At 65.6% G+C, this 23583-nt stretch carries 23 protein-coding genes; 11 read left to right on the top strand and 12 right to left on the bottom strand.

The genetic code is table 11. The features are described 5' to 3' along the window. Positions 1–44 precede the first annotated feature (44 nt). From IB256_RS06310 to IB256_RS06320, 3 genes are all read left to right on the top strand, one after another. Positions 45–518, top strand: a complete 474-nt coding sequence (locus IB256_RS06310) for a DUF3859 domain-containing protein (RefSeq protein WP_151186696.1) — start codon at positions 45–47, stop codon at positions 516–518. 319 nt (positions 519–837) lie between these two features. Beyond that, positions 838–2799 carry a DUF1302 domain-containing protein gene (locus IB256_RS06315; protein ID WP_192401719.1) on the top strand — a complete coding sequence of 654 codons (1962 nt, stop codon included), beginning with the start codon at positions 838–840 and terminating at the stop codon, positions 2797–2799. 13 nt (positions 2800–2812) lie between these two features. Further along, positions 2813–4183 (top strand): DUF1329 domain-containing protein, encoded by a 1371-nt coding sequence (locus IB256_RS06320; protein ID WP_192401720.1) that lies wholly within the window; start codon positions 2813–2815, stop codon positions 4181–4183. A 140-nt stretch (positions 4184–4323) separates the two neighbouring features. Here IB256_RS06320 and IB256_RS06325 read toward each other — a convergent pair whose 3' ends face one another. Next, positions 4324–4587, bottom strand: coding sequence for a hypothetical protein (locus IB256_RS06325; protein ID WP_192401721.1), 264 nt, complete (start codon positions 4585–4587; stop codon positions 4324–4326). Between the two features lie 432 nt (positions 4588–5019). Next, on the bottom strand, positions 5020–5457 hold the full coding sequence (locus IB256_RS06330) for an Lrp/AsnC family transcriptional regulator (protein WP_138216592.1): 438 nt from the start codon (positions 5455–5457) through the stop codon (positions 5020–5022). 130 nt (positions 5458–5587) lie between these two features. On the opposite strand from IB256_RS06330, the gene IB256_RS06335 reads away from it, so the two are divergent. After that, entirely contained in the window at positions 5588–6481 is an 894-nt protein-coding gene (locus tag IB256_RS06335; protein ID WP_192401722.1) for a DMT family transporter, read from the top strand. An 86-nt stretch (positions 6482–6567) separates the two neighbouring features. Next, complete coding sequence (locus IB256_RS06340) at positions 6568–7704, top strand: DUF1615 domain-containing protein (RefSeq protein WP_412547954.1); 1137 nt, start codon at positions 6568–6570, stop codon at positions 7702–7704. A 7-nt stretch (positions 7705–7711) separates the two neighbouring features. Here IB256_RS06340 and IB256_RS06345 read toward each other — a convergent pair whose 3' ends face one another. Together IB256_RS06345 and IB256_RS06350 are read right to left on the bottom strand one after the other, a co-directional pair. Continuing rightward, positions 7712–8005, bottom strand: coding sequence for a hypothetical protein (locus IB256_RS06345; protein WP_081516735.1), 294 nt, complete (start codon positions 8003–8005; stop codon positions 7712–7714). Between the two features lie 76 nt (positions 8006–8081). Continuing rightward, positions 8082–8762, bottom strand: coding sequence for a TetR/AcrR family transcriptional regulator (locus IB256_RS06350; protein ID WP_192401723.1), 681 nt, complete (start codon positions 8760–8762; stop codon positions 8082–8084). Positions 8763–8926: 164 nt separating this feature from the next. Here IB256_RS06350 and IB256_RS06355 point away from each other — a divergent pair, with 164 nt between their 5' ends. The 3 genes from IB256_RS06355 (at position 8927) to IB256_RS06365 (ending at position 11251) form a co-directional block, all read left to right on the top strand. Next, on the top strand, positions 8927–9418 hold the full coding sequence (locus IB256_RS06355) for a DUF1543 domain-containing protein (protein WP_192295165.1): 492 nt from the start codon (positions 8927–8929) through the stop codon (positions 9416–9418). Positions 9419–9498: 80 nt separating this feature from the next. Further along, positions 9499–9912: an arsenate reductase ArsC gene (locus tag IB256_RS06360; protein ID WP_192295166.1), complete on the top strand. Its 414-nt coding sequence runs from the start codon at positions 9499–9501 to the stop codon at positions 9910–9912. Positions 9913–10255: 343 nt separating this feature from the next. Continuing rightward, positions 10256–11251 (top strand): LLM class flavin-dependent oxidoreductase, encoded by a 996-nt coding sequence (locus IB256_RS06365; RefSeq protein ID WP_081516739.1) that lies wholly within the window; start codon positions 10256–10258, stop codon positions 11249–11251. Between the two features lie 420 nt (positions 11252–11671). On the opposite strand, the gene IB256_RS06370 is transcribed toward IB256_RS06365, so the two are convergent. From IB256_RS06370 to IB256_RS06400, 7 genes are all read right to left on the bottom strand, one after another. Further along, complete coding sequence (locus tag IB256_RS06370; protein ID WP_192295167.1) at positions 11672–12040, bottom strand: YajD family HNH nuclease; 369 nt, start codon at positions 12038–12040, stop codon at positions 11672–11674. Between the two features lie 59 nt (positions 12041–12099). Beyond that, positions 12100–12549 carry a YbaN family protein gene (locus IB256_RS06375; RefSeq protein ID WP_412547955.1) on the bottom strand — a complete coding sequence of 150 codons (450 nt, stop codon included), beginning with the start codon at positions 12547–12549 and terminating at the stop codon, positions 12100–12102. Next, positions 12530–13129 (bottom strand): biliverdin-producing heme oxygenase, encoded by a 600-nt coding sequence (locus IB256_RS06380; RefSeq protein WP_192295168.1) that lies wholly within the window; start codon positions 13127–13129, stop codon positions 12530–12532. Before IB256_RS06380 ends, IB256_RS06375 begins: the two co-directional genes overlap by 20 nt. 192 nt (positions 13130–13321) lie before the next feature. Then, positions 13322–15925, bottom strand: coding sequence for a TonB-dependent receptor (locus IB256_RS06385; protein ID WP_192401724.1), 2604 nt, complete (start codon positions 15923–15925; stop codon positions 13322–13324). 122 nt (positions 15926–16047) lie between these two features. Next, positions 16048–16971 (bottom strand): FecR family protein, encoded by a 924-nt coding sequence (locus IB256_RS06390; protein WP_192295328.1) that lies wholly within the window; start codon positions 16969–16971, stop codon positions 16048–16050. A gap of 107 nt (positions 16972–17078) precedes the next feature. Continuing rightward, positions 17079–17600 (bottom strand): RNA polymerase sigma factor, encoded by a 522-nt coding sequence (locus tag IB256_RS06395; protein ID WP_192223093.1) that lies wholly within the window; start codon positions 17598–17600, stop codon positions 17079–17081. A 170-nt stretch (positions 17601–17770) separates the two neighbouring features. After that, on the bottom strand, positions 17771–19129 hold the full coding sequence (locus IB256_RS06400) for an MFS transporter (protein ID WP_192401725.1): 1359 nt from the start codon (positions 19127–19129) through the stop codon (positions 17771–17773). 333 nt (positions 19130–19462) lie between these two features. Between IB256_RS06400 and IB256_RS06405 the strand changes: the two genes are divergently transcribed. Continuing rightward, positions 19463–20341: a LysR substrate-binding domain-containing protein gene (locus IB256_RS06405; protein ID WP_192295171.1), complete on the top strand. Its 879-nt coding sequence runs from the start codon at positions 19463–19465 to the stop codon at positions 20339–20341. 160 nt (positions 20342–20501) lie between these two features. Here the strand turns inward: IB256_RS06405 and IB256_RS06410 are convergent, their stop codons facing one another. Further along, the gene (locus IB256_RS06410; protein ID WP_192401727.1) at positions 20502–21362 is read right to left on the bottom strand and encodes a LysR substrate-binding domain-containing protein; all 861 of its coding nucleotides are present in this window, start codon (positions 21360–21362) and stop codon (positions 20502–20504) included. A gap of 149 nt (positions 21363–21511) precedes the next feature. On the opposite strand from IB256_RS06410, the gene IB256_RS06415 reads away from it, so the two are divergent. Together IB256_RS06415 and phnX are read left to right on the top strand one after the other, a co-directional pair. Continuing rightward, positions 21512–22627 (top strand): 2-aminoethylphosphonate--pyruvate transaminase, encoded by a 1116-nt coding sequence (locus tag IB256_RS06415; protein WP_081516747.1) that lies wholly within the window; start codon positions 21512–21514, stop codon positions 22625–22627. A gap of 32 nt (positions 22628–22659) precedes the next feature. Next, positions 22660–23487: a phosphonoacetaldehyde hydrolase gene (gene phnX / locus IB256_RS06420; protein WP_192401729.1), complete on the top strand. Its 828-nt coding sequence runs from the start codon at positions 22660–22662 to the stop codon at positions 23485–23487. Positions 23488–23583: the final 96 nt, after the last annotated feature.

Consider the following 23583-nt stretch of genomic DNA (forward strand, 5'->3'; position numbering starts at 1 on the left):
CGGCGATGTCATAGCCTCGCGCGGACCCCAACAAGGAGCGCGACATGTCCATTTCCCGCCTGCCAGCAGTCCTGGCTCTCTCCCTGACTTGTGCCTTCGCTTCCTCGGCCTTTGCCGAAGTGCGCGTCAACGGCCCGGTGGAGTACGGCGTCTTCGTCAGCAATTACAAGGATTACCAGCCCGGTGAGCGCGTGCTGACCAGCAGCAAGGAGCAGCTGGAGTCCACCACTCGCGTTCCGGCCAAGCTGGGCACCAAGTTCGGCATGCGCTACCAGCTCAGCGGCAAGCAGGAAGGCGACACGCCGCTGACCCTGCTGTACTTCACTCCCGGCGTGGTGACCCCCGACGGCCAGCGCCACGACAAGCTCGAGGTCGTGCAGAAGTTGGTCGTGGGCGCGCCCACCGACGTGATGGCCTACCAGTTCACCGAGAACCACGAGGTGGTGCAGGGCCAGTGGCGCTTCATGGTGTTCCAGGGCGACCGCCTGCTGGCGGAGAAGACGTTCACCGTCGAGTAAGTCTCGCTGTGTGAACTCTCTGTAAGAGAAAAGCCCGGCCATGTGCCGGGCTTTTCTTTGCCCGTTGAAAGGCACGGATTACATCCTTTCCATTGGCAGGGGAGAAACAGTTTGTTACTTTGCCTGCACGATAGTCCCAACTCCCGGCGTGCAAGCAGAAGAGGAGTGGGGGCCAAGGCGCCCGCAAGCGCTCTGGCAGGAGTGTTACTGCACGGTGGCCCGGTTATTCCGAGGTCGTCGGCAGCCGAGAAACGAATAAGAACAGCGCCGGTCGCAATGACCGGGGCGATAAATCTTGGCCATGGAGGTAATGCTGTCTATGAACAGTCGATTGGGTGCGCGTTCGTCCATTTTCTGGGCGCCGCGGCGGGCGGGGGCGGTGATGGGACTCTTGCCGCTGCTGGCGGCGGGGTCGGCCCAGGCCCTGGAGTTCAAGCTGGCCGAGAACGAGATCACCGGCTCGCTCGACAGCACGTTGTCCTACGGCGCCATGTGGCGCGTGCAGGGGCGTGACAAGAGCAACATCAGCGACATCAACGCCGACGACGGCAACCGCAACTTCGATACCGGCCTGGTTTCCCAGGTCTTCAAGCTCACTTCCGACCTCTCGGCCAAGTACCAGAACTACGGCCTGTTCATGCGTGGCACTGCCTATTACGACACGCAGATCATGGACAAGCGCAACGACTACTACGACACCACCAATGGCGTGGAGCGTCCCAGCCAGTCGTTCCCGCAGGACGATCATTTCACCGACGACACCCGCCACATCGCCGGGCGCAAGGCCGAGCTGCTGGATGCCTACCTGTCCGGCAGCTGGGACGTCGCCGAGCACCCGCTGACCGGCCGCGTCGGCCGCCAGGTGCTGAACTGGGGCGAGGGTGTGTTCTACCGGGGCGGCATCAATACCATCAACCCGGTGGACGCCGCGCGCTTCCACCTGCCGGGCTCGGAACTCAAGGAAGTGCTGGTGCCGACCGAGGCGCTGAGCCTCAACTTCGGCCTGACCGACGACCTGTCGATGGAAGGCTTCTACCAGTGGAAGTGGAAGGAGACCCGCCTGGACTCGGTAGGCACCTACTTCTCCGACACCGACCTGTTCAGCGACGGCGGCAACACCGCCTACACCACCGAAGACAACCCGCTGATCAAGGAGCTGCTGGCCGGCTACCCGACCGTGGCTTCCCTCGGCCTGCTGGGCAACGGGCCGCATGGGCCCAACTCCTACCTGAACCCCAATACCGGCACCTTCAAGGTCGCCAACGTCGGCAAGGACATCGAAGCCAGCGACAGCGGCCAGTTCGGCGTGGCGTTCCGCTACATCGCCGAGGAACTGAACTCCACCGAGTTCGGCTTCTACTTCGTCAACTACCACGCCAAGGAGCCGCAGATCGCGGTCGACCTGCGCGGCTACCAGGGGGTTGATGTCGACGAACTCAACTCGCTGCTCGGCCCGCTGGGCCTGGGCGAAGCGGTGCCGGGGCTGGCCACGCTGGACATGGCGAGCAACGCCGAAGCACGCCGTGACTACGTCGAAAACATCCGCATGTACGGCTTCAGCTTCAACACGACCCTGGGCGACGCCTCGGTGTCCGGCGAGATTGCCTACCGGCCGAACATGCCGATCAGCATCTCCGCCACCGACGACCTGCTGGGCGACCTGCTGACCCAGGGCGTGCTTGGCCAGACCAACCTGTTCGATGCCAACACGCCGGCCGGCCAGGCCTGCGCCCCGGTGGCCGGCAAGCAGCTGTGCCGTGGCGAGCTGTTCGAGAACTACGAGCGTGCCGAGACCTACAACATCTCGCTGTCGACCATCTACAACTTCGGCCCGCACCTGACCTTCGACTCCATGACCGGCGTGGCCGAGCTGGCCTCCGAGCACATCCGCGGCAGCAGCCTGGAATACACCGCCTGGGACGGCAGCAAGCGCAAGTTCGTCGGCGCCCAGGACAAGGCCTACGTCGGCGGCAATGACGATGACGTGCAGATCAGCCGCGACAGCTACGGCTACACGCTGCTGCTCACCGGCAGCTGGAACGACGTCTACGCTGGGGTGAAGCTTTCGCCTTACGCCGTCTACCAGGAGGACTTCAGCGGCAACTCCGACCGCACCGGCAACTTCATCGAAGGCCGCAAGGCCTACACCCTCGGCATCGACGCCAGCTACCTGAACACCTTCGAGGTCGGCACCCAGTACACCAGCTACTACGGCGCCGGCTCCAGCAACTCCGCGCGTGACCGCGACAACGTCTCGATCACCGCGAAATACTCGTTCTGATCCGGAGAGAACCATGTACAAGAAGAGTTCCCTGATCGTCCTTGCCACGCTGACGGCCCTGGCCGTCACCGATGCGCGTGCTGCCGTCTCGGCCGACCAGGCCGACCAGCTCAAGAGCAGCCTGACGCCCATGGGCGCGGAAAAGGCCGGCAACGCCGCCGGCAGCATCCCCGCCTGGAGCGGCGGCCTGACTTCTGCGCCCGCCGGCTACAAGGGGCCGGGCTCGCACCATGTCGACCCGTTCGCCGGCGAGAAGCCCAAGTTCGTCATCACCAAGGCCAACCTCGACCAGTACAAGGCCAACCTGACACCGGGGCAGATCGCGCTGTTCAACGCCTACCCGGACAGCTACCAGATGCCGGTCTACGAGACCCACCGCACCGGTTCGGCGCCGCAGTGGATCTACGACAACATCTACAAGAACGCCACCAGCGCCAAGCTGGTGGAAGGTGGCAACGGCTTCTCCGATGCCTACGGCGGCGTGCCGTTCCCGATCCCGCAGAGCGGCGTGGAAGCAGTGTGGAACCACATCGCCCGCTACCGTGGCACCTACATCGTGCGGCGCTCATCCCAGGCCGGTGTACAGCGCAACGGCGCGTACGCGCTGGTGACCTCGCAGGACGAGGCGCTGTTCCGCTTCTACGACCCCAAGGGCAGCTTCGAGAAGCTCGGCAACACCATGTTCTACTACATGACCTTCACCACCGCCCCGGCCCGCCTGGCCGGTAACGGCGCGCTGGTGCAGGAGACCCTCGACCAGGTCAAGGAACCGCGCCAGGCCTGGGGCTACAACCCCGGCCAGCGCCGCGTGCGCCGCGCCCCGACGCTGGCCTACGACACCCCGATCGAAGACTCCGATGGCCTGCGTACCGCCGACGACACCGACATGTACAACGGCGCGCCGGATCGCTACGACTGGACCCTGGTGGGCAAGAAGGAAATCTACATCCCCTACAACAACTACCAGATCACCAGCCCGGAGGTTAAGTACAAGGACCTGCTCACCCCCGGCCACGTCAATCCCAAGTACACCCGCTATGAGTTGCACCGCGTCTGGGTGGTGGATGGCAAGCTGAAGGCCGGCGCGCGGCACATCTACTCGCGCCGCACCCTCTACCTCGACGAGGACAGCTGGGGTGCCGCCGTGGTGGACCAGTACGATGGTCGCGGTGAACTGTGGCGTGTGTCGCTGGCCTACCTGAAGAGCTTCTACGAGCAGCCGATGGTGTGGACTGCGCTGGACACCTTCCACGACCTCCAGGCACACCGCTACAGCATCCAGTGGCTGGACAACGAGGAGCCGGGCACCGCTGACTTCAGTCAGCCGGCGCCGGACGATTCCAACTTCAGCCCGTCGGCGCTGCGCCGCAAGGCATCGCGCTAAGCGTGTGAACGACAAAGGCCCCGAAAGGGGCCTTTGTCTTTTTCGTCTCCCGGGCGCTGTGACGGGTCAGGCAGGCGCTCCGGGTAGGATGGCGTCGAGCGCAGCGATACCCATCGTCCGGCAGCGCTCCGAACCTTCCGCTACGCCCGTGCCTGTGCCTGTGCCTTTGCCCGAGACCGAGCTTCGGCGGCGGCGTACAGCTGGGCTGAATCTTTTGCGAGGTATTCCAGGCCGGCGAATGTGCCGGCCAGCACATCCGTCGACGGATTCCCGTGGTCGGAAATACCGGCGAGGAAACTGAGCATATTGCACAGGGCCTGATGACGGCAGTCGGCGGCGTCTTGGAGCGACAGGTTGGAAATGTCGTCTTTGAGGTGGAGCAGGGATGGTGCTGTGAAATTCATGGTTGTATCCCCTATTTGCGGAGTTTCCACGTCCTGACGCCAATCAGGGTGGGTGGACCGTACAGGTTGGCGTACCGGAATAGGAGACCGGCGCATCCGAAGATGCCCTGCACGGTCCCCCCATAACGCAGGTGCAACCATGCCAGGTACCGAGAGATTCTCGGCACCTTCCTATTTCCGGGACGCCAATCCCGAACTGCCCAGGTGGGGCAGCGAGGCAAAGTTAGGGACTCAAGGGTAGGGTGTCAATCCAGCCGTGCTGGCCGTGAGGTCGGGCGGATTATACGCGTCGCTGTATGCGCCCTGCGGAGTGCGCAGGCTCGGAAGTGCGGCGCCGGACGGGCTTGATGGGTATCGCTGCGCTCCACGCCATCCTACGTCGAGCCGGGATCATTTTCGGCGCCGGGTAGGGCAGAGATCGTAGGGCGGGCTTCACGCCATCGGCGGCAACCGCCGCTTCACCGGGCTCTTCTTGACGATGGCGGTGTTGGTCTCGGCGAAGCCGTTGAGGTGATCGAGGATCTCGTCCAGCTGCTCCATGGAGCGCACGCACATTCGCGCGTAGAAGCAATCCTCCCCGGTGACCTTGTCGCACTCGGTGAATTCGGGGATCGCCAGGATCTGCTTCTCCACGTCCTGCAATTTCCCCGGCAGCGGCCGCACCCGGACGATGGCCTGCAGCTGGTAGCCGAAGGCGCGCGGGTCGACGTTCACCGTGTAGCCGGTGATCACCTGGCGTTCCTCGAGCTTGCGCAGGCGCTCGGCGACGCTGGGCGAACTCAGGCCGCTGACCTGGGCCAGGGCCTTGAGGGAAAGGCGCGAATCCTCCATCAGCGCGGAGATCAGCAATTGGTCGATGTCGTCGGTCATCTTTGCCTCGAAAGGTGAAGTCGAAGATTTGCCTTGATAATAAAGGTGATCTCTGGGGTTTGCCTGCGCCAGGCGATGGAGTGCACGAATCCACCTGTTCATACTGATCACCAACAAGCGGAGGTGATCCATGAACGAATCCATCAGACGCGGCACCCTGGAAATGATCAGCGCCATGCTGATCTGCGGCACCATCGGCTGGCTGGTGGTGGTCTCGGGTCAGCCGGTGCTGGACGTGGTGTTCTGGCGCTGCGTGTTCGGCGCCGCGACGCTCCTGGTGATCTGCGCGGCCATGGGTTTCCTGCGCCCCGGCATTCTCACCCGCGCCACCTTCGGCCTGGCGCTGCTCAGTGGCGCGGCCATCGTCGGCAACTGGGTGCTGCTGTTCGGCTCCTACTCGCGGGCGTCCATCGCCATCGGCACGGCGGTCTACAACGTGCAGCCGTTCCTGCTGGTGTTGTTGGGGGCGCTGTTCCTCGGCGAGAAGGTGACCGGGCAAAAACTCGCCTGGCTCGGCGTTTCCTTCGTCGGCATGCTGGCCATCGTCAGCGCACACGGCGAGGTGGGGCAGGTGGGCAGCGACTATCTGGGCGGCATCGCTCTGGCCCTCGGCGCGGCGGCCCTGTATGCGGTGGCGGCGCTGATCATCAAGCGCCTGACCGGCGTGCCGCCGCACCTGATCGCGCTGATCCAGGCGGTGACCGGCGTCCTGCTGCTGGCGCCCTGGGCGAACCTGTCGCCATTGCCGCAGGCCACCAGCGCCTGGGCCAGCCTGGCGACCCTGGGTATCGTGCATACCGGCATCATGTACGTGCTGCTCTATGGCGCGATCCAGAAACTGCCCACGGCGCTGACCGGCGCGCTGTCGTTCATCTACCCGATCGCCGCGATCTTCGTCGACTGGTTCGCCTTCGGCCACCGCCTGACTCCATTGCAATGGCTAGGCGTGGTTGCCATCCTGCTGGCCGCCGCCGGCATGCAGCGCGGCTGGAGCCTGAACCTGAGGCGCCTGGCCTGGCGCTGAAATCCGTGCTTGCCTGACAATGCCGGGGAACCTGTGCCGCCGGGCACAGGTCCTGTAGGCGGCAGAAATCAAGCAAGGAACGGACTATGACTGCGGCTGCCCTGACGGCAGATTCATTCAGCCTGAAAAGGCCTTCATCACGATTCATTCATCTGCTGGGCGTGGCCGCGCTGCTGGCGCTGGCCGGCTGCAGCAGCCGCGCACCCAGCGTGCCGGAGCCGACTCCGGAAGAGGTGCGCGGCAAGCTGGTCAAATTGATTCCCGCTGGCGCGTCCGACCGCCAGGGCTGGGCGAAGGACATCCAGGTTGCCTTCACCACCCAGCGCATTCCGGCGACCACCGAAAACCTCTGTTCGGTCGTGGCGATCACCGAGCAGGAGTCCAACTTCAAGGCTGACCCGCCCGTACCGGGGCTGGGCAAGATCGCCCGCGCCGAGATCGACCGGCGTGCGGGCAAGGTGCATGTGCCGGGCTTCCTCATCGATACCGCGCTGGCGCTGAAATCGCCGAACGGCCGCACCTACAGCCAACGCCTGGCGAGTGCAAAAACCGAGCGGGAGCTGAGCGCGATCTTCGATGACTTCATCGGCGGGGTACCGCTGGGCCAGCAGCTGTTCGGCCGCTTCAACCCGGTGCATACCGGCGGGCCGATGCAGGTCAGCATCGAGTTCGCCCAGGCCCATGCCGAAGGCTATCCGTATCCGGTGGACGGCAGCATCCGCCGCGAGGTGTTCAGCCGTCGTGGCGGCATGTACTTCGGCATCGCCCATCTGCTCGGCTACCCGGTGAACTACCCGCGCCAGCTGTACCGTTTCGCCGACTTCAACGCGGGCTGGTACGCCAGCCGCAACGCGGCGTTCCAGCGCGTGGTGGCGGACCTCACCGGCATCACCCTGGCACTGGATGGCGACCTGATCCTCTACGGCAGCTACGACGCCGGCAGCACTGAAAAGGCGGTGCGCACACTGGGGCCGAAGCTGGGCATGAGCGAAAGGGAAATCCGCCGCGACCTGGAACTCGGCGACAAGCCGGAGTTCACGAAGTCGGAGCTCTACACCAAGGTTTTCGCGCTGGCCGAACGCGCTGCTGGCAAGTCGATGCCGCGGGCGATGCTGCCGGGCATCACGCTGCACAGCCCGAAGATCACCCGTCAGCTCACCACTGCCTGGTTCGCCCAGCGCGTCGACGAGCGCTACCAGCGCTGCCTGGGGCGGGCGCCGTAGCGCTTGATCAGTCGCCCTCGGCGGGGTCGCAGACGCCGCTGTCGCCGTTCGGGCCGGTGTAGGAGACGCTGACAGTACCGTCGTCGTTGGTGCTGATCTGCACGGTCACGCCTTCACCCTTGGCGACCACGGTGCTGTCGGTGTTCTGCGTGACCTTGGCTTCCTGGCCATTGATGTAGACCGGCCCGTTCTCGTCGGTGTGGATCTGGATATCGTTCGGGCAGTCGTAGTTGAGCATGGGGATGGCGGCAAAGGCGGGCTGCACAACGATCAGCGATGCGGCGATCAGTAGCGATTTCATGGCGTCTCCCAGACGAATGCAGGCACGGCGCATGGCCGTGCGGACATTCTCAGCTTAGTGCAGCCGCCGCTGGCCGCTACAGCGGCAAGGGACGCAGGCGCGCCGCCGGTTCTGCTTCGGTGCCGCGCAGGACCAGGCGGGTGATGGTCGCCGCTGCCGCCTCGAAGTCATCGGCGGCGGGTTGCGCCTTGCCGGTGATCATCGCGATCTGCCAGTCGAAGTCGACATAGGTGCGGGTGGCCGCGGAGATGCTCAGCAGCAGGTGCTGCGGGTCCACCGGGGCGAGCAGGCCGCGGTCGATCCAGGCGGCGATGCACTCGACGTTGCGGCGCGATTCGGCGCGCAGGCGTTGCAGCCACTCCGGTGGCAGGTGCGGCGCGCCGTGGAGCATCTCGCTGGCGAACACCTTGTAGGCGTGCGGCCACTGCCGGGCGATGTGCAGGCGCGCGCGGATATGCGCGGGCAGCGCCCAGGCCGGGTCGTCGCACTCGCGCAGCAGGGCGGCGGCTTCCAGCACCGCGTCCACCACGTTCTCCAGCAGGCGCAGGTAGAGGTTCTCCTTGCTCTGGAAGTAGTAGTAGACATTGGACTTGGGCAGCTCGGCGCGGCTGGCGATGTCCTGGGTCTTGGCGGCGGTGAAGCCCTTCTCGGCAAATTCTTCGCCGGCAGCCAGCAGGATGCGCTGGCGGTTGCGGTCGCGGATGCTGAGGGCAGGGCGTTGTCGGCGTCGCGTCGGGGCAGGCGCGGTCTGGGGCATGGGAAAACATCGGGGCAGTGAAACGAAGATTCAGAATATAACTTTCTATATAGCGATTGCCACCCACCGGATTGACTGGCGGATGGCCATTTATCCGCCAGTAGATTGAACCTGCCGTATGACGGATCTGTCAGACCAAATCTGAAACCTGGGAAGGGTCTGAAATGCTGTTCGTAGTCATGCTGGGGGGACGCCATCCGCGCGCGCGGATCGAGGTCCATGACGTGGCCTTCGTCATTGGCGACAACCTGAAATCCACCTACCCGCAATTGCGCGAGGCCTGGTTCGGCAGCCCGGACGGCCTGCACATCGACTCCTGGCTGGAGGTGGAGGGCGTGGAGGCGTATCGCGTCGAGTTCAGCGAGGCGATGCCGGCGCCGGGTGAGCAGCGGCTGTTCTTCGTCAACCTGGGTGGCTACGAGCTGGGCAGCTTCGGCGAGGCGCACCAGTACGTGCTGGTGGCCGCGCGCGACGCCGCCGACGCAAAGGTGCGGGCCAAGCGTCGCATGCCGCGCAGCTGGGACAAGGCGCACACCGACGCGGTGATCGACGTCGACGACTGCATCGCCATTGACCAGATCGGCGGACGCTATGTGCACCTGGTGGAAGGGGAGAGCCGCGGCATCGTGCAGCGCAGCGACTACATCGTGCTGTGAGCCTTCATGGCGCTGACACGGCTCTGTCATAAAACCTGACGTATAAGGGGCGCAGAGCCGACCCCCGTGCCGAGGTAAAGATGACCGAGAAACGCCGAGTCCTGTTCGTCTGTGTCGCCAACGACGCCCGCTCGCCAATGGCCGAAGCGCTGCTGCGGCACACCGATGGCGAGCATTTCGAAGCTTTCAGCGCGGGTATCCACCCGACCGACATCGACCCCCGCGCGCGCAACGTGCTGGAGCACGCCGGGATCTCCGCTGAAGGCCTGCGCAGCAAGTCCATCGACGAATTCCGCGGCCAGCACTTCGATTACCTGATCGACCTGTGCGACAAGTCCACCGACGAGGGCGACGAACTGCCGAACTCCAGCGAAGTGATCGTGTGGAACTTCGCCGATCCGGCCCACAGCGAACAGCACGACCCGTTCCGCCACACCCTGCAGGAAATCAGCGATCGCCTGAAGCTCTTCGAAATGGTGAAGAACCGCGACTGAAGCTTCCGGCGATGACAAAGCAAAAAGCCCGCACGGATGCGGGCTTTTTGCTTCGTAGGCCACAGGATTTCGCCGTTGCCTGGGGAGGATTGGCGGCGGTTTCCCGTAGAGATGGGGCGCTGGTCCTTCAGCGCAAGGGCATTCTGGCCACTCCGCATGACAGAGCGGTGACCGTCCAGTGAACAGGTGATGGCAATACGCTGGCGGCCCTGTATCACTCGGCGGCATGAGCACTATCGATCCCGACAAGTGGTCAGGCGCGGAGTGCCTCGATAGAGTCACGGTCAAAGTCATGTCCGCGGCGTTGCGTGTCAGCGCCTGTGTGACCCGAATCGGAGTGCCTATGAAGTCCCTGTCAGATATTGCCTTCTCCATGCTCGACCTGGTGCCCGTGCGCGACCAGGGCAGCGCTGCCGAGGCGCTGAACAACGCCGTCGAGGTTGCCCGGCACGTCGAGCGCCTGGGCTTTACCCGCTACTGGCTGGCGGAGCACCACAACATGGACGGCATCGCCAGCTCGGCCACCGCCGTGCTGATCGGCCACATCGCCGGCAAGACCGAGCGCATCCGCGTCGGCTCCGGCGGGGTGATGCTGCCCAACCATCCGCCGCTGGTGGTGGCGGAGAACTTCGGCACTCTGGAAACCCTCTACCCCGGCCGTATCGACCTGGGCCTGGGCCGCGCGCCCGGCGCCGACCAGGCGACCATGCGCGCCCTGCGTCGCGATCGCCTGGGCGACGGCGCGGACTTCCCCGAGCAGGTTGCCGAACTGGAAATGCTCCTCGGCCCGCGCCGCTCGCAGCAGTCGCTGCTGGCAATTCCGGGGGAGGACACCAACGTGCCGATCTGGCTGTTGGGCTCCAGTCTGTTCAGCGCCCATCTGGCCGCGCAGAAAGGTTTGCCCTACGCCTTTGCTTCGCACTTCGCGCCGCGCTACCTGCACGACGCGCTGCGCATTTATCGCGAGAACTTCCAGCCCTCGGCGGTGCTCGACAAGCCCTACGCCATGATTGGTGTGCCGCTGGTGGCCGCGCCGACCGACGAGGAAGCCGAATACCTGGCGACCACCGCCTTCCAGCGCGTATTGGCGCTGATCCGTGGCGACAGCCTGAAACAGAAACCGCCGGTGAAGAGCATGGCCGGCCTGTGGCTGCCCCATGAGCAGGATGCGGTGGGCAATTTCTTCGGCCTGGCGGTGATCGGCGGCCCGGAGAAGGTGCGCAGCCGCCTGGAAATCCTGCTGGAGCAGACTGGTGTGGACGAGATCATCTTCACCAGCGACATCTACGACCACGAGCTGCGCCTGCGCTCGCTGGAGATTGTTGCCGGCCTGCGCTGAGCAAGGCTCTTCGTAGGACCGAGGGGGCGCCTAGCCCTTGCTCGCGAATGGCCTCGCAGCGGGGCTGGGTTCGCGAGCAAGCTCGCTTCTACAGGACTGCGCCGAGCCTCGCCTTCAGGATCGCCCCATGGGCGCGATCGCGGGCATGGCCCGCTTCTACAGGGAGATTCAGCGTCCGAGAATGGCGTAGGAGCAACTGTCTTTCCCTGGTAGTTCCGTGTTTGTGCTTTTCCCCTCACCCCAGCCCTCTCCCCCTGGGAGAGGGTTAGGGTGAGGGCCGATCCGAGCGCAGATCTATCCGGTAGGAGCGGACTTTGTCCGCGATGGTGTCCGACGCGATGCAGGCCAATCGCGGACGGAGTCCGCTCCTACCCATCCGCCTGCATCGGCAGAAACCTGCGGCAGCAAATGGGGGAGGCTTCAGGCCTCGCCGTGGTCCTTCTTCTTCAGCAGGTCCGCCAGCCCGGCCAGGCCCTTGTGGGTGACCTTCGGCCCTTTCGCGCCCGCGTCGTTGCTGTTCTGGTAATGCAGGTCCACCTGTCGCTGGTGCTCATTGTCGTGGCAGAACAGGCAGAGCAGTTCCCAGTTGGAGCCATCCTCGGGATTGTTGTCGTGGTTGTGGTCGCGGTGGTGGACGGTCAGCTCGCGCAGGCGCACGCCGCTGAACTCGCGGGCGCAGCGCCCGCAGATCCAGGGGTACATCTTCAGGGCTTTTTCGCGGTAGCTGGTTTCGCGGCGGCGTTGGGCTTCGGCGAGGACGGCGTCGACTTTGCTGGTGGGCTGGTTCATGGCTCGTAGAAGAGAGTGTGGAATCGGACTTCCAGCATAAGTCCGCTGCCGCGCGCTGGCTACGGCCTGGGCGTATCCGGGCGCGACCAGATCCACAGGTTGCCAACCGCCATGCCGAGGATCACAGCGTACAGCCAGAGGCCGTGGGGCAGGGTGACCAGCATGATCGCCAGGGCGGCGAGCATCGCCAGGCTGGCGCTGATCTTGGCGCGTCGCGCAATGGCGCGGCCGTTGCGCCAGTTGTGCAGGATGGGGCCGAACAGCCGGTGATTCTCCAGCCAGGCGGACAGGCGCGGCGAACTCTTCGACGCGGCCCAGGCGGCGAGCAGGACGAACTCGGTGGTCGGCAACCCCGGCACCACCAATCCCACCATGCCCACGCCGAGGCTGGTGTACGCCAGCAACGCGAATGCCAGCCGGGCCAGCCGCGAGCGCGCGGGGGCGAAGGGGGTGGCGCGCGCCGCATCGGCAGGCGCGCGCTCGAGGGCGTCAGACGGCGGCGGGAGCACTGTCGTAGCTGTGTTGCAGCAGTTCGGAGAAACGCTCGAAAGCGGCCACGGCGCCGGCTTCGGCTTCGCGCTCTTCGGCTTCGCTCAGCTCCAGGCCGTCGAGGGTGCGGGTGAAGCGCTTCCAGCCTTCGGCACGGCCGCCTTCGGGTTCGCCCAGGTGACGGGCGCCGGTGTTCTCGTCCAGGCCCAGCACAGCGACGCGCTTGATCAGGAAGGCCGCGCCGAGCTTGGAGCCTTCGGAGACGAACAGCCAGCCCAAGGCGTGTGCCTGGCTCGGGTTGCTGATGGCGCCGGCAACCGGGGCGGGCACTTGGGTGTCGAGGTCGGCCAGGTCCAGGCGGGCCTGTTCGGCGCGGCAGCGCTGCGGCAGGTCGGGGAAGATCTTGCCCAGCTCGGCGTCCTGGTACAGGGCCTGCAGCTCGGACTGGAACAGGTACTGGGCGACCACAAAGCGGGCGAAACGCTCGCGGCTGGAGAAGGGCTCGCGGGCCTTCACGGCGTGGTCGAGACGCTCGTGGGGGGCGTGGGTCAGCGCGTTCAGGCGCTGCGAGCGCAGGGCGGGGAGTTCCAGGGTGGTCATGTCCAATTCCTTGAAATTACAGGTCTTTACAGACGAGACGAACGAGTTCGGGGAAAGCGTAAAGATTGTCGGCGTTCACTGTGCGAGCCAGCTTTTGTAGGGTGCATAACGCGTCAGCGTTATCCGCCGCGCCGGGCGGCGGATAACCTGTTCCAGGTTATGCGCCCTACGACCAGCGAGGGCGCGTGAGCATCAGATATCCCACACCAGGTTGATCGCGAAGTTGCGGCCCGGCTGGGTCAGGCGATCAAGGTTGGCCGGGGCCAGTACCGAGGCTTCGCCGACGCCGTCGTAGCCGCGCACGTCATCCCACAGCCAGTACTGTTTGTCGGTGAGGTTGTACAGGCCGGCGTTGAGGGTCAGGTCGTCGGTCAGCTTGTAGTAGCCGGTCAGGTCGAGGATGCCGAAGCCCGGGGTCTTGAACTGGCTGCTGGTGCCGTCGGGGGCGTTGAACTGGCTGTCGTCGACGCGGGTCTTGCGCTTGACCAGGGTCCAGTCGAGCAGGGCGCCGTAGCGGCCGGCCTGTTCGTCGTAGCCCAGGCCGAACACGCCGGTGAGCGGGTTGACGCTGTTGATCGGCTCGCCGGTGTCCTTGTTGCGGCCGTAGGCGTAGGCCACCGAGCCCTTGGTGTAGAGCCCCTGCGGCGCGCCGAAGGCGCCCAGTTCCAGGCGGCCCTTCAGCTCCACGCCCTTGATGATGGCGTTCTTGATGTTGTTGCTGGTGAAGGTCGGTTCGTCGTAGCCGGGGGTGATGGCGTCTTCGTTGATGAAGTCGCGGTACTTGTTATAGAAGACCGCCACGTCGAACGAGCCTTCCTCGAAGTTGCCGCGCAGGCCGGTCTCGTAGCTCTGGCTGCGTTCCGGGTCCAGGTCCGGGTTGGGCTCCACGCGGTAGCCGGTGGTGGGGTTGTCGAAGCGGCCGTAGAGCGCCTTGGCGGTCGGGGTGCGGAAGCCCTGGGCGTACTGGCCGTACCACAGGTAGTTGTCGTTGAACGCGTAGGTCACGCCGAGCTTGGGCGAGAGCTGGTGCCAGCTCTTGCTTTCGCTGCTGACGTCGCCTTCGCCGCTCTGGTCGACGGTACGCAGGAATTCCTCGGTGATGTGCGGGTCCAGGCGGGTGTGGTCGTAGCGCAGGCCGGGAAGGAAGGTCCAGTCGTTCCAGCGAATCTCGTCCTGGGCGAACAGGGCGTAGGTATCGATGGTCGGGTCCGGGAAGTCGCTGCTGCGGGCCAGGCGGTCGGAGGCCACCGAGCTCGGGCCGCCGATGGTGGTGCAGGTGCGGCTGACAGCCAGGCAGGTGGCGTCGCCTTCGCGGTAGCCGGTGACCTTCTGGCGCTTGAGGGTGGTGCCGTAGGTCAGCAGGTGGTCGGTGTCGCCCAGGGCGAAGGCCTTGTCCATCTGCAGGTCGAGCACCCACTGGCGCTCCTTGTACTGGGTCTCGCGGGTCCGCAGCACCTGGCGGGTGATGGGGTAGTAGAACTCGTCGGTGCTCTGGTCGGTCTTGGCGATCTGGTAGTTGAAGGTCCACTTCAGGTGATCGGCCACCGCGCTGTCCAGCAGCATCTGGTGTTCCAGACCGTAGCGTTCGCGGGTGATGGTGTCGTTGCCGGTGCGCCACTGATACATGCCGCCGGGCAGCACGCTGTCGGGGATGGTCGGTGCGCCATTGAAGTACGGGCCACCGTAGGCGCTCTTCTGGTCGGTGTCGACGTCGTCCTTGTACTTCTCGTAGACCAGGCCGAAGCGGCTGCCTTCTGCGTAGTTCCAGCCCAGTTTCGCCAGCACGTTGGTGGTGCGCACGTCTTCGGGGTTGGCTTCGGTGCGCGACAGGCCGGTGCCGCCGGTGCTGCCGTAGGACTCGGTCTCGTGACCGTTGCGCTGGCTCAGGTGCAGCAGGCCGTCGAAGTCGTCGTGGCGGCCGGCGACGGTGGCGGAGGTCAGCCAGCTGTCATCGGCGGAGCTGTAGCCGGTCTTCAGGCGCGCGCCGACGTCCTGGCCGTCCTTGATGATGTCGTCCGGGTCGAGGGTGAAGTAGCTCACCGCGCCGCCGATGGCGTTGCTGCCATACAGGGCCGAGGCCGGGCCGCGCAGAACTTCCACGCGCTTGACGATTTCCGGGTCGACATAGTTGCGCTCGGTCTGCGCATAGGGGCCGTTGAAGAAGCTGTTGGGGATCTCGACGCCGTCGATCTGCGTCAGCACGCGGTCGCCGTCGATGCCACGGATGTTGTAGCCGGTGATGCCGGCACGGTTGCCGGTGCCGCCGACGGAGACGCCGGGCATGTCGCGCACCAGTTCCTTGATGCTGTTGACGTTCTTGCGGTCCAGTTCCTCGCGGCCGACGACGTTCACCGTGGACGGAACCGAGGTGACGCTCTGCGCCTGGCGGGTCGCGGTGACGGTGAGCGGCTGCATCTCGGCGACGGAGGAGAGGTTGCGCTCAAGCACCACGTTGCGCGGGCCGAGCTGGCGCACGCTCAGGCCGGTGCCGCCGAGCAGGGTCTTCAGCGCGCGCTCCGCCGGCAGGCGGCCGCTGACGCCCGGAGAGACCACCCCGTCAGCCAGGTCACCGGCCACGCCAACCTGCCAGCCGGTCACCGCGCTGAATGCGTTGAGTGCCTGGGGCAATGGTTGGCGGGCGATGTCGAAGCTGTAGCCGGCCTGAGTCTGGCTCGCTTCCGCCGCGAGAGCGGAAGCGACCGGCAGGCTGGCGAGGCCGATGGACAGGGCGAGCAGCGAGATGCTGGCCGGCGCGGACAGCCGGCGCAGGGGGGCACGCGAAGAAGCAATGGTCATCGAAGGGCTCTCTTAGTCAGTCTTTGTTCGCATTCGTAAATGCGAATCTATTGCATTGGCTTCTGACTAAACGAACGAGCCTTTCGGATCGCGTAAAAAAACTTTCTGTGCGGGGCGGGAAGTCAGTTGAGGATCAGCAGTTTCGGGTATTCGTGCAGCTCGGCGGAGGTGATCTGAGCCAGCGAACGTGCCACGCCCAGCGGGTCGTCCAGGCGCCAGTTGCCGGTGACGCTGACGTTCTCCAGGCGCTCGTTGGTATTCACGATCCAGCCGGGGTAGTAGCGGCGCAATTCGGCCAGCACCTGGCTGAGCGGGCAGTTCTCGAACACCATGCGGCCCTTCACCCAGGCCAGCTGGGATTCGGCCTCGGCGCCGTGCTGGCGCTCGCCGAAGCCCTGTGGGCCGACGCGGATGCTGTCGCCGGCGCCGAGGCTGACGCGGGCGTCGTCCAGTCGCGTGCGCAGGTCGACTTCACCACGCTGCACGCTGACCTCCGCCTCGTTGCCGAGGTAGCGCACGGCGAACGCCGTGCCGCGCACCGTGACCTGCACTGGCCCGGCCTCCACCTCGAAGGGGCGGCTGCGGTCATGGGCGACGTCGAAGAACACTTCGCCGCGGTAGAGACGGGCCACGCGCTGCTGGTCGTCGACCTTGCTGGAGAATGCGGTGTCGGTGTTGAGCAGCACGTTCGAGCCGTCGGCCAGCTGGACTTTCTGGCGTTCGCCGACCGCGGTGAGATGGTCCGCGCGCAGGCGCGTCAGCAGGTCGCCCTGCACCACGACACCGATGGCGAGTACCAGCGCCGCAGCCGTGGCGACGGGTTTCCAGAAGCGCCGCGGGCGACGCAGCGGCCGGGCTTTTTCCTGCGCCCGTTTGCGTTCCAGGCGCGCAGCGGCGACCGGCAGCAACGGTGACTGCCACGCATCGCGCACGCGCTGGTAGGCACGCGCGTTGCCTTCGCTGGCGGCGAGCCAGGCATCGAAGCGCGCGCGGGTGGCGGCGTCCATGTCGTCCTCGAGGATCAGCCAGTCGAGAGCTTCGGCCATCTGCTGGTCGTCGGGCGGCGTGGCGTGGGGCAAGGGGCGATCCTCAGGGCGGTGCTGGGGTGGTGAGCCGCGCATTGTTGTCGAATCGGCCGGCGAACGGTAGTCCGTCATACCGATTCCTCAAGGCGGCTGACCAGTCCGACACAGATCGCCATGATCAGTTTCAGTTCCTTCTGCACCGTGCTGGGCGAGATGTCGAGCTGCTCGGCGATCTCCGCGTAGCCGCAGCCGTGCAGGCGGCTGAGGATGAAGATGCGCTGCTGGCGCTCGCTGAGTTCTTCGAGGGTGGCACCCAGGCGCTCGAGCAGTTTCTCCGCATGCAACTGGTCCTCGGCGCTGGAGGCGGGCGCCGGCACGGCCTGCACCACGTCGAAAGGCACGTCCTCGAGCATGGTCCGCGACTGCATGCGCAGGTGGCGCAGGTGGTCCAGGGCGAGGTTGCGGCCGGTCTGGAAGAGGAAGGGTTCCAGGTGATCGATGCGGCGATCGAGCAGGGTGCGGGCGACGCGCAGGTAGGTTTCCTGCACCAGGTCTTCGGCGATGCTCGGGTTCTTCACCATCCGTACGAGCGTGCGCAGCAAAGGCAGGCGCTGGGCCAGGAAGACCGCGTCGAGGTTGGAAGTGCTCACAAGGGCGTCCAGCAGGAATAATTTTTAAATGATAATCAATGTTATTCAGGTGGGGCTCATGGCACAAGCCCATCCGTGGTTCCGGATGTGCAGGCGCCAACGAAAAAAGGGCGAGGCGCGCGGGGCGCCTCGCCCGTTCCCTCAGCCGGCCGGTGAGGGGGAAGCGGGACTCAGGAGCGAACGGGGCGTGCGTTCAGGCGAGGTTCGTCGCTGCTGGATTGCGCCTGGTCGGCCACTTCCGGGCGGCTGTTCCAGTGCGGGATGAGGATGCCGGCGGCGATCAGCGCGGTGACGGTGAAACCGATGAACACGGTGTAGGTGTCGAAGTAGCCCGGCAGCAGGCCGCCGAGGATCGCGCCGATGGAGCCGCAGCCGTTGACGAAGCCCGCCGCGGTGCCGGCCGCTTCGCCGGTGCCGAAGTCCACGGCGGCGGAACCGCTGATCATCGAGTCCGGTCCGTACAGGGTCAGGCCCATCATGAACAGCAGGGCCAGCACCAGCAGGCTGCTGCCGGTCTGCATGGCCGGGACGAACAGCGCCAGGCAGACGGTCAGGCCGAGCAGGCTGATCACGCAGGCGGGCATGCGCCGTGCGCCGAAGATGCGGTCGGAAGCGTAGCCGATCAGGATCGGCCCGAGCAGCCCGGCGACCTCGAAGGCCGAAGGCAGGATCGCCGCGCCGACCTTGCCCAGCCCCGGCATGCGTTCGTAGACGATCACCGGGCCCCACAGCAGGATCGCGTAGCGCGCCGGCTTGAGCAGGAAGTACGCCAGGCCCAGGGTCAGCACGGTGCGGTTGCGCAGCACCTTGCCGAGGATGCGCAGGGACTTGCCGTTCTCGCCCTCGTGCTTGAAGCCGGCGTAGTTCACGGCTTCGGGTTGCTGCACATCGGCTTCCACCGGCGGCAGGCCGACGTCCTGTGGACGGTTGCGTTGCAGCAGCAGGAACAGGATGGCGACCGCACCGACCACCGCGGCGGTGGAATAGAACGCCGCATGCCAGGTGCCGAACACTTCATAGGCCCACCAGCCGGCGAAGGGTGAGGCGACCAGTCCGCCGAAGGCGTAGCAGGTGCTCCACAGCCCGAGCACGCGGCCGCGCTCATGGGTGGCGAAGAAGCTGCCAATGTTCTTGCACAGCCCGGACCAGCCGGTGGATTGCGCCAGGCCCTGGACCACCATGCAGGTAGCGAAGACCGGCAGGGTGGCGAAGCTGCCCATTACCAGCGCGGCGGCGGCGGAGATCAGCAGGCCACCGAACACCACCACACGCGGGCCGTAACGGTCGGCGAAGACACCCCAGGTGAACTGGCCCACCGCGTAGGCGGTGAGGTAGATGGCGTCGAGGTTGGCCATCGCGATCTTGTCGAGATGGAAGGTAGGGTCTTCGGCGATGCCGAGCTTGGCCACCGAGAAGGCTTTGCGGGTGAAGTAGAAGGCTGCGTAGGCCAGCCAGGTGATGGCGAAGATCTGCCATTTCCAGCGCGCCAGGGAAGCGCGCGGCGAAGCGGTGCCGTGAGGGTTGAGCATGATCTGACCTCTTTGTTGTTGTGCTGTGCCGGCAGTCAGTGGGTAACGCCTTTTTTATTTTTGTTTTCGAAGCACGTCGCACCGTCTTTGCGGTGCGGGTCAGAAGCGCTGGAACTGCTCTGTGCCGCCTTGCTGAACCCTTCAGGTTCGGCGGCGGTGGAGGGATGGAAACAATTTCGAATAAATAACTGAAATCGATTTATCAGATTTCAAAAATAAGCTGGACTTGTATGACAGAGGGCCATGACGCTAGTGTTCTGCGCGAATGACCTTGTAGTCGCTTTCCGTCTGCTGGTGAAAAGACGGTCAGAACCTTCCTGCAGAGGCGCGCCCATGTCCGTTTCCCACGCTCAGCTCAAGGCCTTCCATGCCGTTGCGGTACACGGCAGCTTCACCCGCGCCGCCGAGCGCCTTTTCCTCACCCAGCCGGCGGTTTCCGACCAGGTGCGCAAGCTGGAGGAGCGCTACGGCGTGCTGCTGTTCCATCGCAACAAGCGCTCGGTGCGCCTGACTGAGCTGGGTGAACGTCTGCTGGCGGTGACCCAGCGGCTGTTCGTGATCGAGGCGGAGGCGCAGGAGCTGCTGCAGGAATCCAGCGCGTTGCAGACCGGCAGCCTGACCCTGGCGGTGGACGCGCCGGTGCACGTATTGCCGCAGATCGCGCGCTTCTGCCAGCGCCATCCGGGCATCCGCGTGAAGCTGGAAACGGGCAATACCGACGAATCCCTGCAGCGCCTGTTCGACTACCAGGCGGACCTGGCGCTGCTCGGCCGCGAGGTGCAGGACGAGCGCCTGCTGACCTTCACCCTGCGCAGCGACCCCATCGTCGCCTTCGTCGGCCGCAGCCATCCCTGGGCCGGGCGCGAGTCCATCGAACTGTCCGACCTCGACGACACGCCGCTGGTGTTGCGCGAGCAGGGCTCGGTGACCCGGCAGATGCTCGAGGCGGAGATGGCCCGCGCTGGCTGGCGCATCCGCCCGGCCATCGAGGTGGAAGGCCGCGAGGCGTCGCTGGAAGCGGTAGCGGTGGGGATTGGCGTCGGCGTGGTGTCGGCTGCCGAACTGGGGGCCGATGCGCGCGTGCATGCGCTGCCGATCCTCGACTGCCACTGGCGCATGAGCGAGACGCTGGTGTGCCTGCGTGAGCAGAGCACCCGGCGGATCGTGGCGACCTTTCTCGATCTGGTGAAGGAAGATCTGCCGGCGGAGTAGGGCGGCTGTTCGCATCCTTCCTAAGATTCCGTCGGCACCCGTAGGACGAATAACCCGGAACGGGTTATTCGCCAGGACGGCGGATAACGCCCTGGGTGTTATGCGCCCTACAGGGGATATCTGCGCGCGGCGCTCCTGAAGTCGATTCAGGCGATGATCCTCAGCCCTCCGCCAATTCCAGAAACGCACTCACTACCCGCAACCCCCGGCGCCGCTCCAGGCAGCCGATGGCGTGGCGGTTGAGCAGGCCGTTGCCGCCCAGCGGAATCGCCTTTACCCGTGGGTCCGGACTGACCTCCAGCGACGACACGATGCCGATCCCCAGCTCCGCTGCCACCGCTTCGGTCACGGCCTCGCGGCTGTCCAGCTCCAGCAGCACGCGGGGCTCGACCGATGCCGCCGAGCAGGCCGCATCGAAGGTGCGCCGGGTGATCGAATCGGGCTCGCGCAGCACCATGATCTGCTGGTCCAGCTCGCCCAGCGGCAGCTCGCCAGCATGCTCGCTCCAGGCGTGGCTGGCCGGCACCAGGGCGCAGATGCGCGACTCCACCAGCTCGCGCAGGAACAGTCCGGCGCGCGGCTCCACCTCGGTCAGCACGGCGATATCGACGTGCTCGTCCATCAGCGCGGCAAGGGTTTCCTGCGCATTGCCCAGGCGCAGGTTGACGGTGATGCCGGGGTAGCGCGCGCGCAGCCGGGCAAGCATCGGCATCACCAGGTGCGGGCCGTCGGCGGCCACTTCGATACGCCCGGTCACCAGCTCGCGGCTGGCGTCCAGCACGGCTTCGGCTTCCTCCTCCAGGGCAAACAGGGTGCGACTGATGGCCGACAGGCGTACGCCATCTTCTGTCAGCTCCACGCCGCGCGCGGTGCGGCGGAACAGATTGACCTGGTAGTGCTCCTCCAGCGCCTTCACGTGCCCGGTCACGGCCGGCTGGCTGATGAACAGGCGCTCGGCGGCGCGGGTGAAGCTGCGTTCGCGGGCGACGGCGTCGAAGGCGCGGAGCTGGAAGAGGTTCATGAGATATATGTCCGGCTTATGCAGTGCATCGTGATAAACAATTTGAACGATATCTTCCCGGCCGGCAAGTTATGCCCAGGCCGCCGCGATCCCGCCCCGGCCCAACCGAATTCAGCCCTGACGACGTTCCCACGAAAGAGGAATCGAGCATGAGCACTGCCGAGCGAGCCCCCATCCTGCTGACTCCCGGTCCGCTGACCACGTCCCCCCGCACCCGTCGCGCCATGATGGTCGACTGGGGCTCCTGGGACCGCGACTTCAACGACCTGACCGCCGACGTCTGCAAGCGCCTGCTGGCGATCATCCACGGCGAGGCGAGCCACACCTGCGTGCCCCTGCAGGGCAGCGGCACCTTCTCCGTCGAAGCCGCCATCGGCACCCTGGTACCGCGTGACGGCAAGGTGCTGGTGCTGATCAATGGCGCCTACGGCAAGCGACTGGCGAAGATCTGCCAGGTGATCGGCCGTGAGTTCAGCACCTTCGAAACCGAAGAAGACGTGCCGACCACCGCCGCCGACGTGGACCGCCTGCTCAGCGCAGACCCGAGCGTCACCCATGTGGCGCTGATCCACTGCGAAACCAGCACCGGCATCCTCAACCCGCTGGCCGAGATCGCCAGGGTCATCGAATCCCACGGCAAGCGCCTGATCATCGATGCCATGAGTTCCTTCGGCGCGCTGGACATCGACGCCCGCCACATCCCCTTCGACGCGCTGATCGCCGCTTCCGGCAAATGCCTGGAAGGCGTACCGGGCATGGGCTTCGTCTTCGCCCGCAGCACCGCCCTGAACGCCAGCGCCGGCAATTGCCACTCGCTGTCCATGGACCTGCAGGACCAGCACGCCTACATGGCCAAGACAGGCCAGTGGCGCTTCACCCCGCCGACCCACGTGGTGGCCGCGCTGCACGAAGCGCTGAGCCAGTACGAGGAAGAGGGCGGTCTCGCGGCCCGTCATCAGCGTTACGCAAACAATTGCCAGACTCTGCTGGCGGAGATGGCCGAGCTGGGGTTCCGCAGCTTCCTGCCGGCCGAGATCCAGGCGCCGATCATCGTCACCTTCCATGCCCCCAGTGACGCCCGCTACACCTTCACCGAGTTCTACAACCGGGTGCGCGAGAAGGGCTTCATCCTCTACCCGGGCAAGCTGACCCAGGTGGAAACCTTCCGCGTCGGTTGCATCGGCCAGGTCGACGCCAGCGGCATGCGCGCCGCCGTCGCGGCCATCGCCGAGACGCTGAAGGAAATGGAAGTCTTCGAAATCTGACGCCCGCCCGAATTCTCACAGGATTGAACGCCATGAATTACCAGCAACCCAAGCAACTGCAAGCCGTCATCCTCGACTGGGCCGGCACCGTGGTCGACTTCGGCTCCTTTGCACCGACGCAGATCTTCGTCGAGGCCTTCGCCGAGTTCGGCGTCCAGGTCAGCCTGGAAGAGGCCCGCGGCCCGATGGGCATGGGCAAGTGGGACCACATCCGCACCCTGTGCGACATTCCGGCCATCGCCGAACGTTACAAGGCCAGGTTCGGCCGCGTACCGAGTGACGATGACGTCACCGCCATCTACGAGCGCTTCATGCCGCTGCAGATCGAGAAGATCGCCGAGCACTCGGCGCTGATTCCCGGCGCGCTGGACGCCATCGCCGCACTGCGCAAGCAAGGGCTGAAGATCGGCTCCTGCTCCGGCTACCCGGCGGTGGTGATGGAGAAGGTCGTTGCCCTGGCGAAGACCAACGGCTACGTCGCCGACCACGTGGTCGCTACCGATGAAGTGCCCAACGGCCGCCCGCACCCGGCACAGGCGCTGGCCAACGTGATTGCCCTGGGCATCAACGACGTGGCGGCCTGCGTGAAGGTCGACGACACCTGGCCGGGCATCCTCGAAGGCCGCAGTGCCGGCATGTGGACCGTGGCGCTGACCTGCTCGGGCAACGCCCTGGGCCTGACCTATGAGCAGTACAAGGCGCTGCCGGCGGAGAAACTGGAGCAGGAACGTCGCCGCATCGGCCAGATGTTCGAAGGCTCGCGCCCGCATTACCTGATCGACACCATCGCCGAACTGCCGGCGGTGATTGCCGACATCAATGCGCGCCTGGCGCGGGGTGAGATGCCGCAGGGCAGCTGACGCCTGGTGTTCATGAAAAAGGCCCGCTTTGTGCGGGCCTTTTTCATGGGGGGTAGTGCATACGGTCGCGGGCCATGCCCACGATCAGCGCCGACA

It is taken from the genome of Pseudomonas sp. PDM17 (assembly GCF_014851985.1).
GTDB lineage: Bacteria > Pseudomonadota > Gammaproteobacteria > Pseudomonadales > Pseudomonadaceae > Pseudomonas.

Bases quoted from the DNA above. Each gene is read 5' to 3' on its own strand.
- IB256_RS06310 (WP_151186696.1), top strand. From the start codon at position 45: ATGTCCATTTCCCGCCTGCCAGCAGTCCTGGCTCTCTCCCTGACTTGT.
- IB256_RS06315 (WP_192401719.1), top strand. From the start codon at position 838: ATGAACAGTCGATTGGGTGCGCGTTCGTCCATTTTCTGGGCGCCGCGG.
- IB256_RS06320 (WP_192401720.1), top strand. From the start codon at position 2,813: ATGTACAAGAAGAGTTCCCTGATCGTCCTTGCCACGCTGACGGCCCTG.
- IB256_RS06325 (WP_192401721.1), bottom strand. From the start codon at position 4,587: ATGAATTTCACAGCACCATCCCTGCTCCACCTCAAAGACGACATTTCC.
- IB256_RS06330 (WP_138216592.1), bottom strand. From the start codon at position 5,457: ATGACCGACGACATCGACCAATTGCTGATCTCCGCGCTGATGGAGGAT.
- IB256_RS06335 (WP_192401722.1), top strand. From the start codon at position 5,588: ATGAACGAATCCATCAGACGCGGCACCCTGGAAATGATCAGCGCCATG.
- IB256_RS06340 (WP_412547954.1), top strand. From the start codon at position 6,568: ATGACTGCGGCTGCCCTGACGGCAGATTCATTCAGCCTGAAAAGGCCT.
- IB256_RS06345 (WP_081516735.1), bottom strand. From the start codon at position 8,005: ATGAAATCGCTACTGATCGCCGCATCGCTGATCGTTGTGCAGCCCGCC.
- IB256_RS06350 (WP_192401723.1), bottom strand. From the start codon at position 8,762: ATGCCCCAGACCGCGCCTGCCCCGACGCGACGCCGACAACGCCCTGCC.
- IB256_RS06355 (WP_192295165.1), top strand. From the start codon at position 8,927: ATGCTGTTCGTAGTCATGCTGGGGGGACGCCATCCGCGCGCGCGGATC.
- IB256_RS06360 (WP_192295166.1), top strand. From the start codon at position 9,499: ATGACCGAGAAACGCCGAGTCCTGTTCGTCTGTGTCGCCAACGACGCC.
- IB256_RS06365 (WP_081516739.1), top strand. From the start codon at position 10,256: ATGAAGTCCCTGTCAGATATTGCCTTCTCCATGCTCGACCTGGTGCCC.
- IB256_RS06370 (WP_192295167.1), bottom strand. From the start codon at position 12,040: ATGAACCAGCCCACCAGCAAAGTCGACGCCGTCCTCGCCGAAGCCCAA.
- IB256_RS06380 (WP_192295168.1), bottom strand. From the start codon at position 13,129: ATGACCACCCTGGAACTCCCCGCCCTGCGCTCGCAGCGCCTGAACGCG.
- IB256_RS06385 (WP_192401724.1), bottom strand. From the start codon at position 15,925: ATGACCATTGCTTCTTCGCGTGCCCCCCTGCGCCGGCTGTCCGCGCCG.
- IB256_RS06390 (WP_192295328.1), bottom strand. From the start codon at position 16,971: ATGGCCGAAGCTCTCGACTGGCTGATCCTCGAGGACGACATGGACGCC.
- IB256_RS06400 (WP_192401725.1), bottom strand. From the start codon at position 19,129: ATGCTCAACCCTCACGGCACCGCTTCGCCGCGCGCTTCCCTGGCGCGC.
- IB256_RS06405 (WP_192295171.1), top strand. From the start codon at position 19,463: ATGTCCGTTTCCCACGCTCAGCTCAAGGCCTTCCATGCCGTTGCGGTA.
- IB256_RS06410 (WP_192401727.1), bottom strand. From the start codon at position 21,362: ATGAACCTCTTCCAGCTCCGCGCCTTCGACGCCGTCGCCCGCGAACGC.
- IB256_RS06415 (WP_081516747.1), top strand. From the start codon at position 21,512: ATGAGCACTGCCGAGCGAGCCCCCATCCTGCTGACTCCCGGTCCGCTG.
- phnX (WP_192401729.1), top strand. From the start codon at position 22,660: ATGAATTACCAGCAACCCAAGCAACTGCAAGCCGTCATCCTCGACTGG.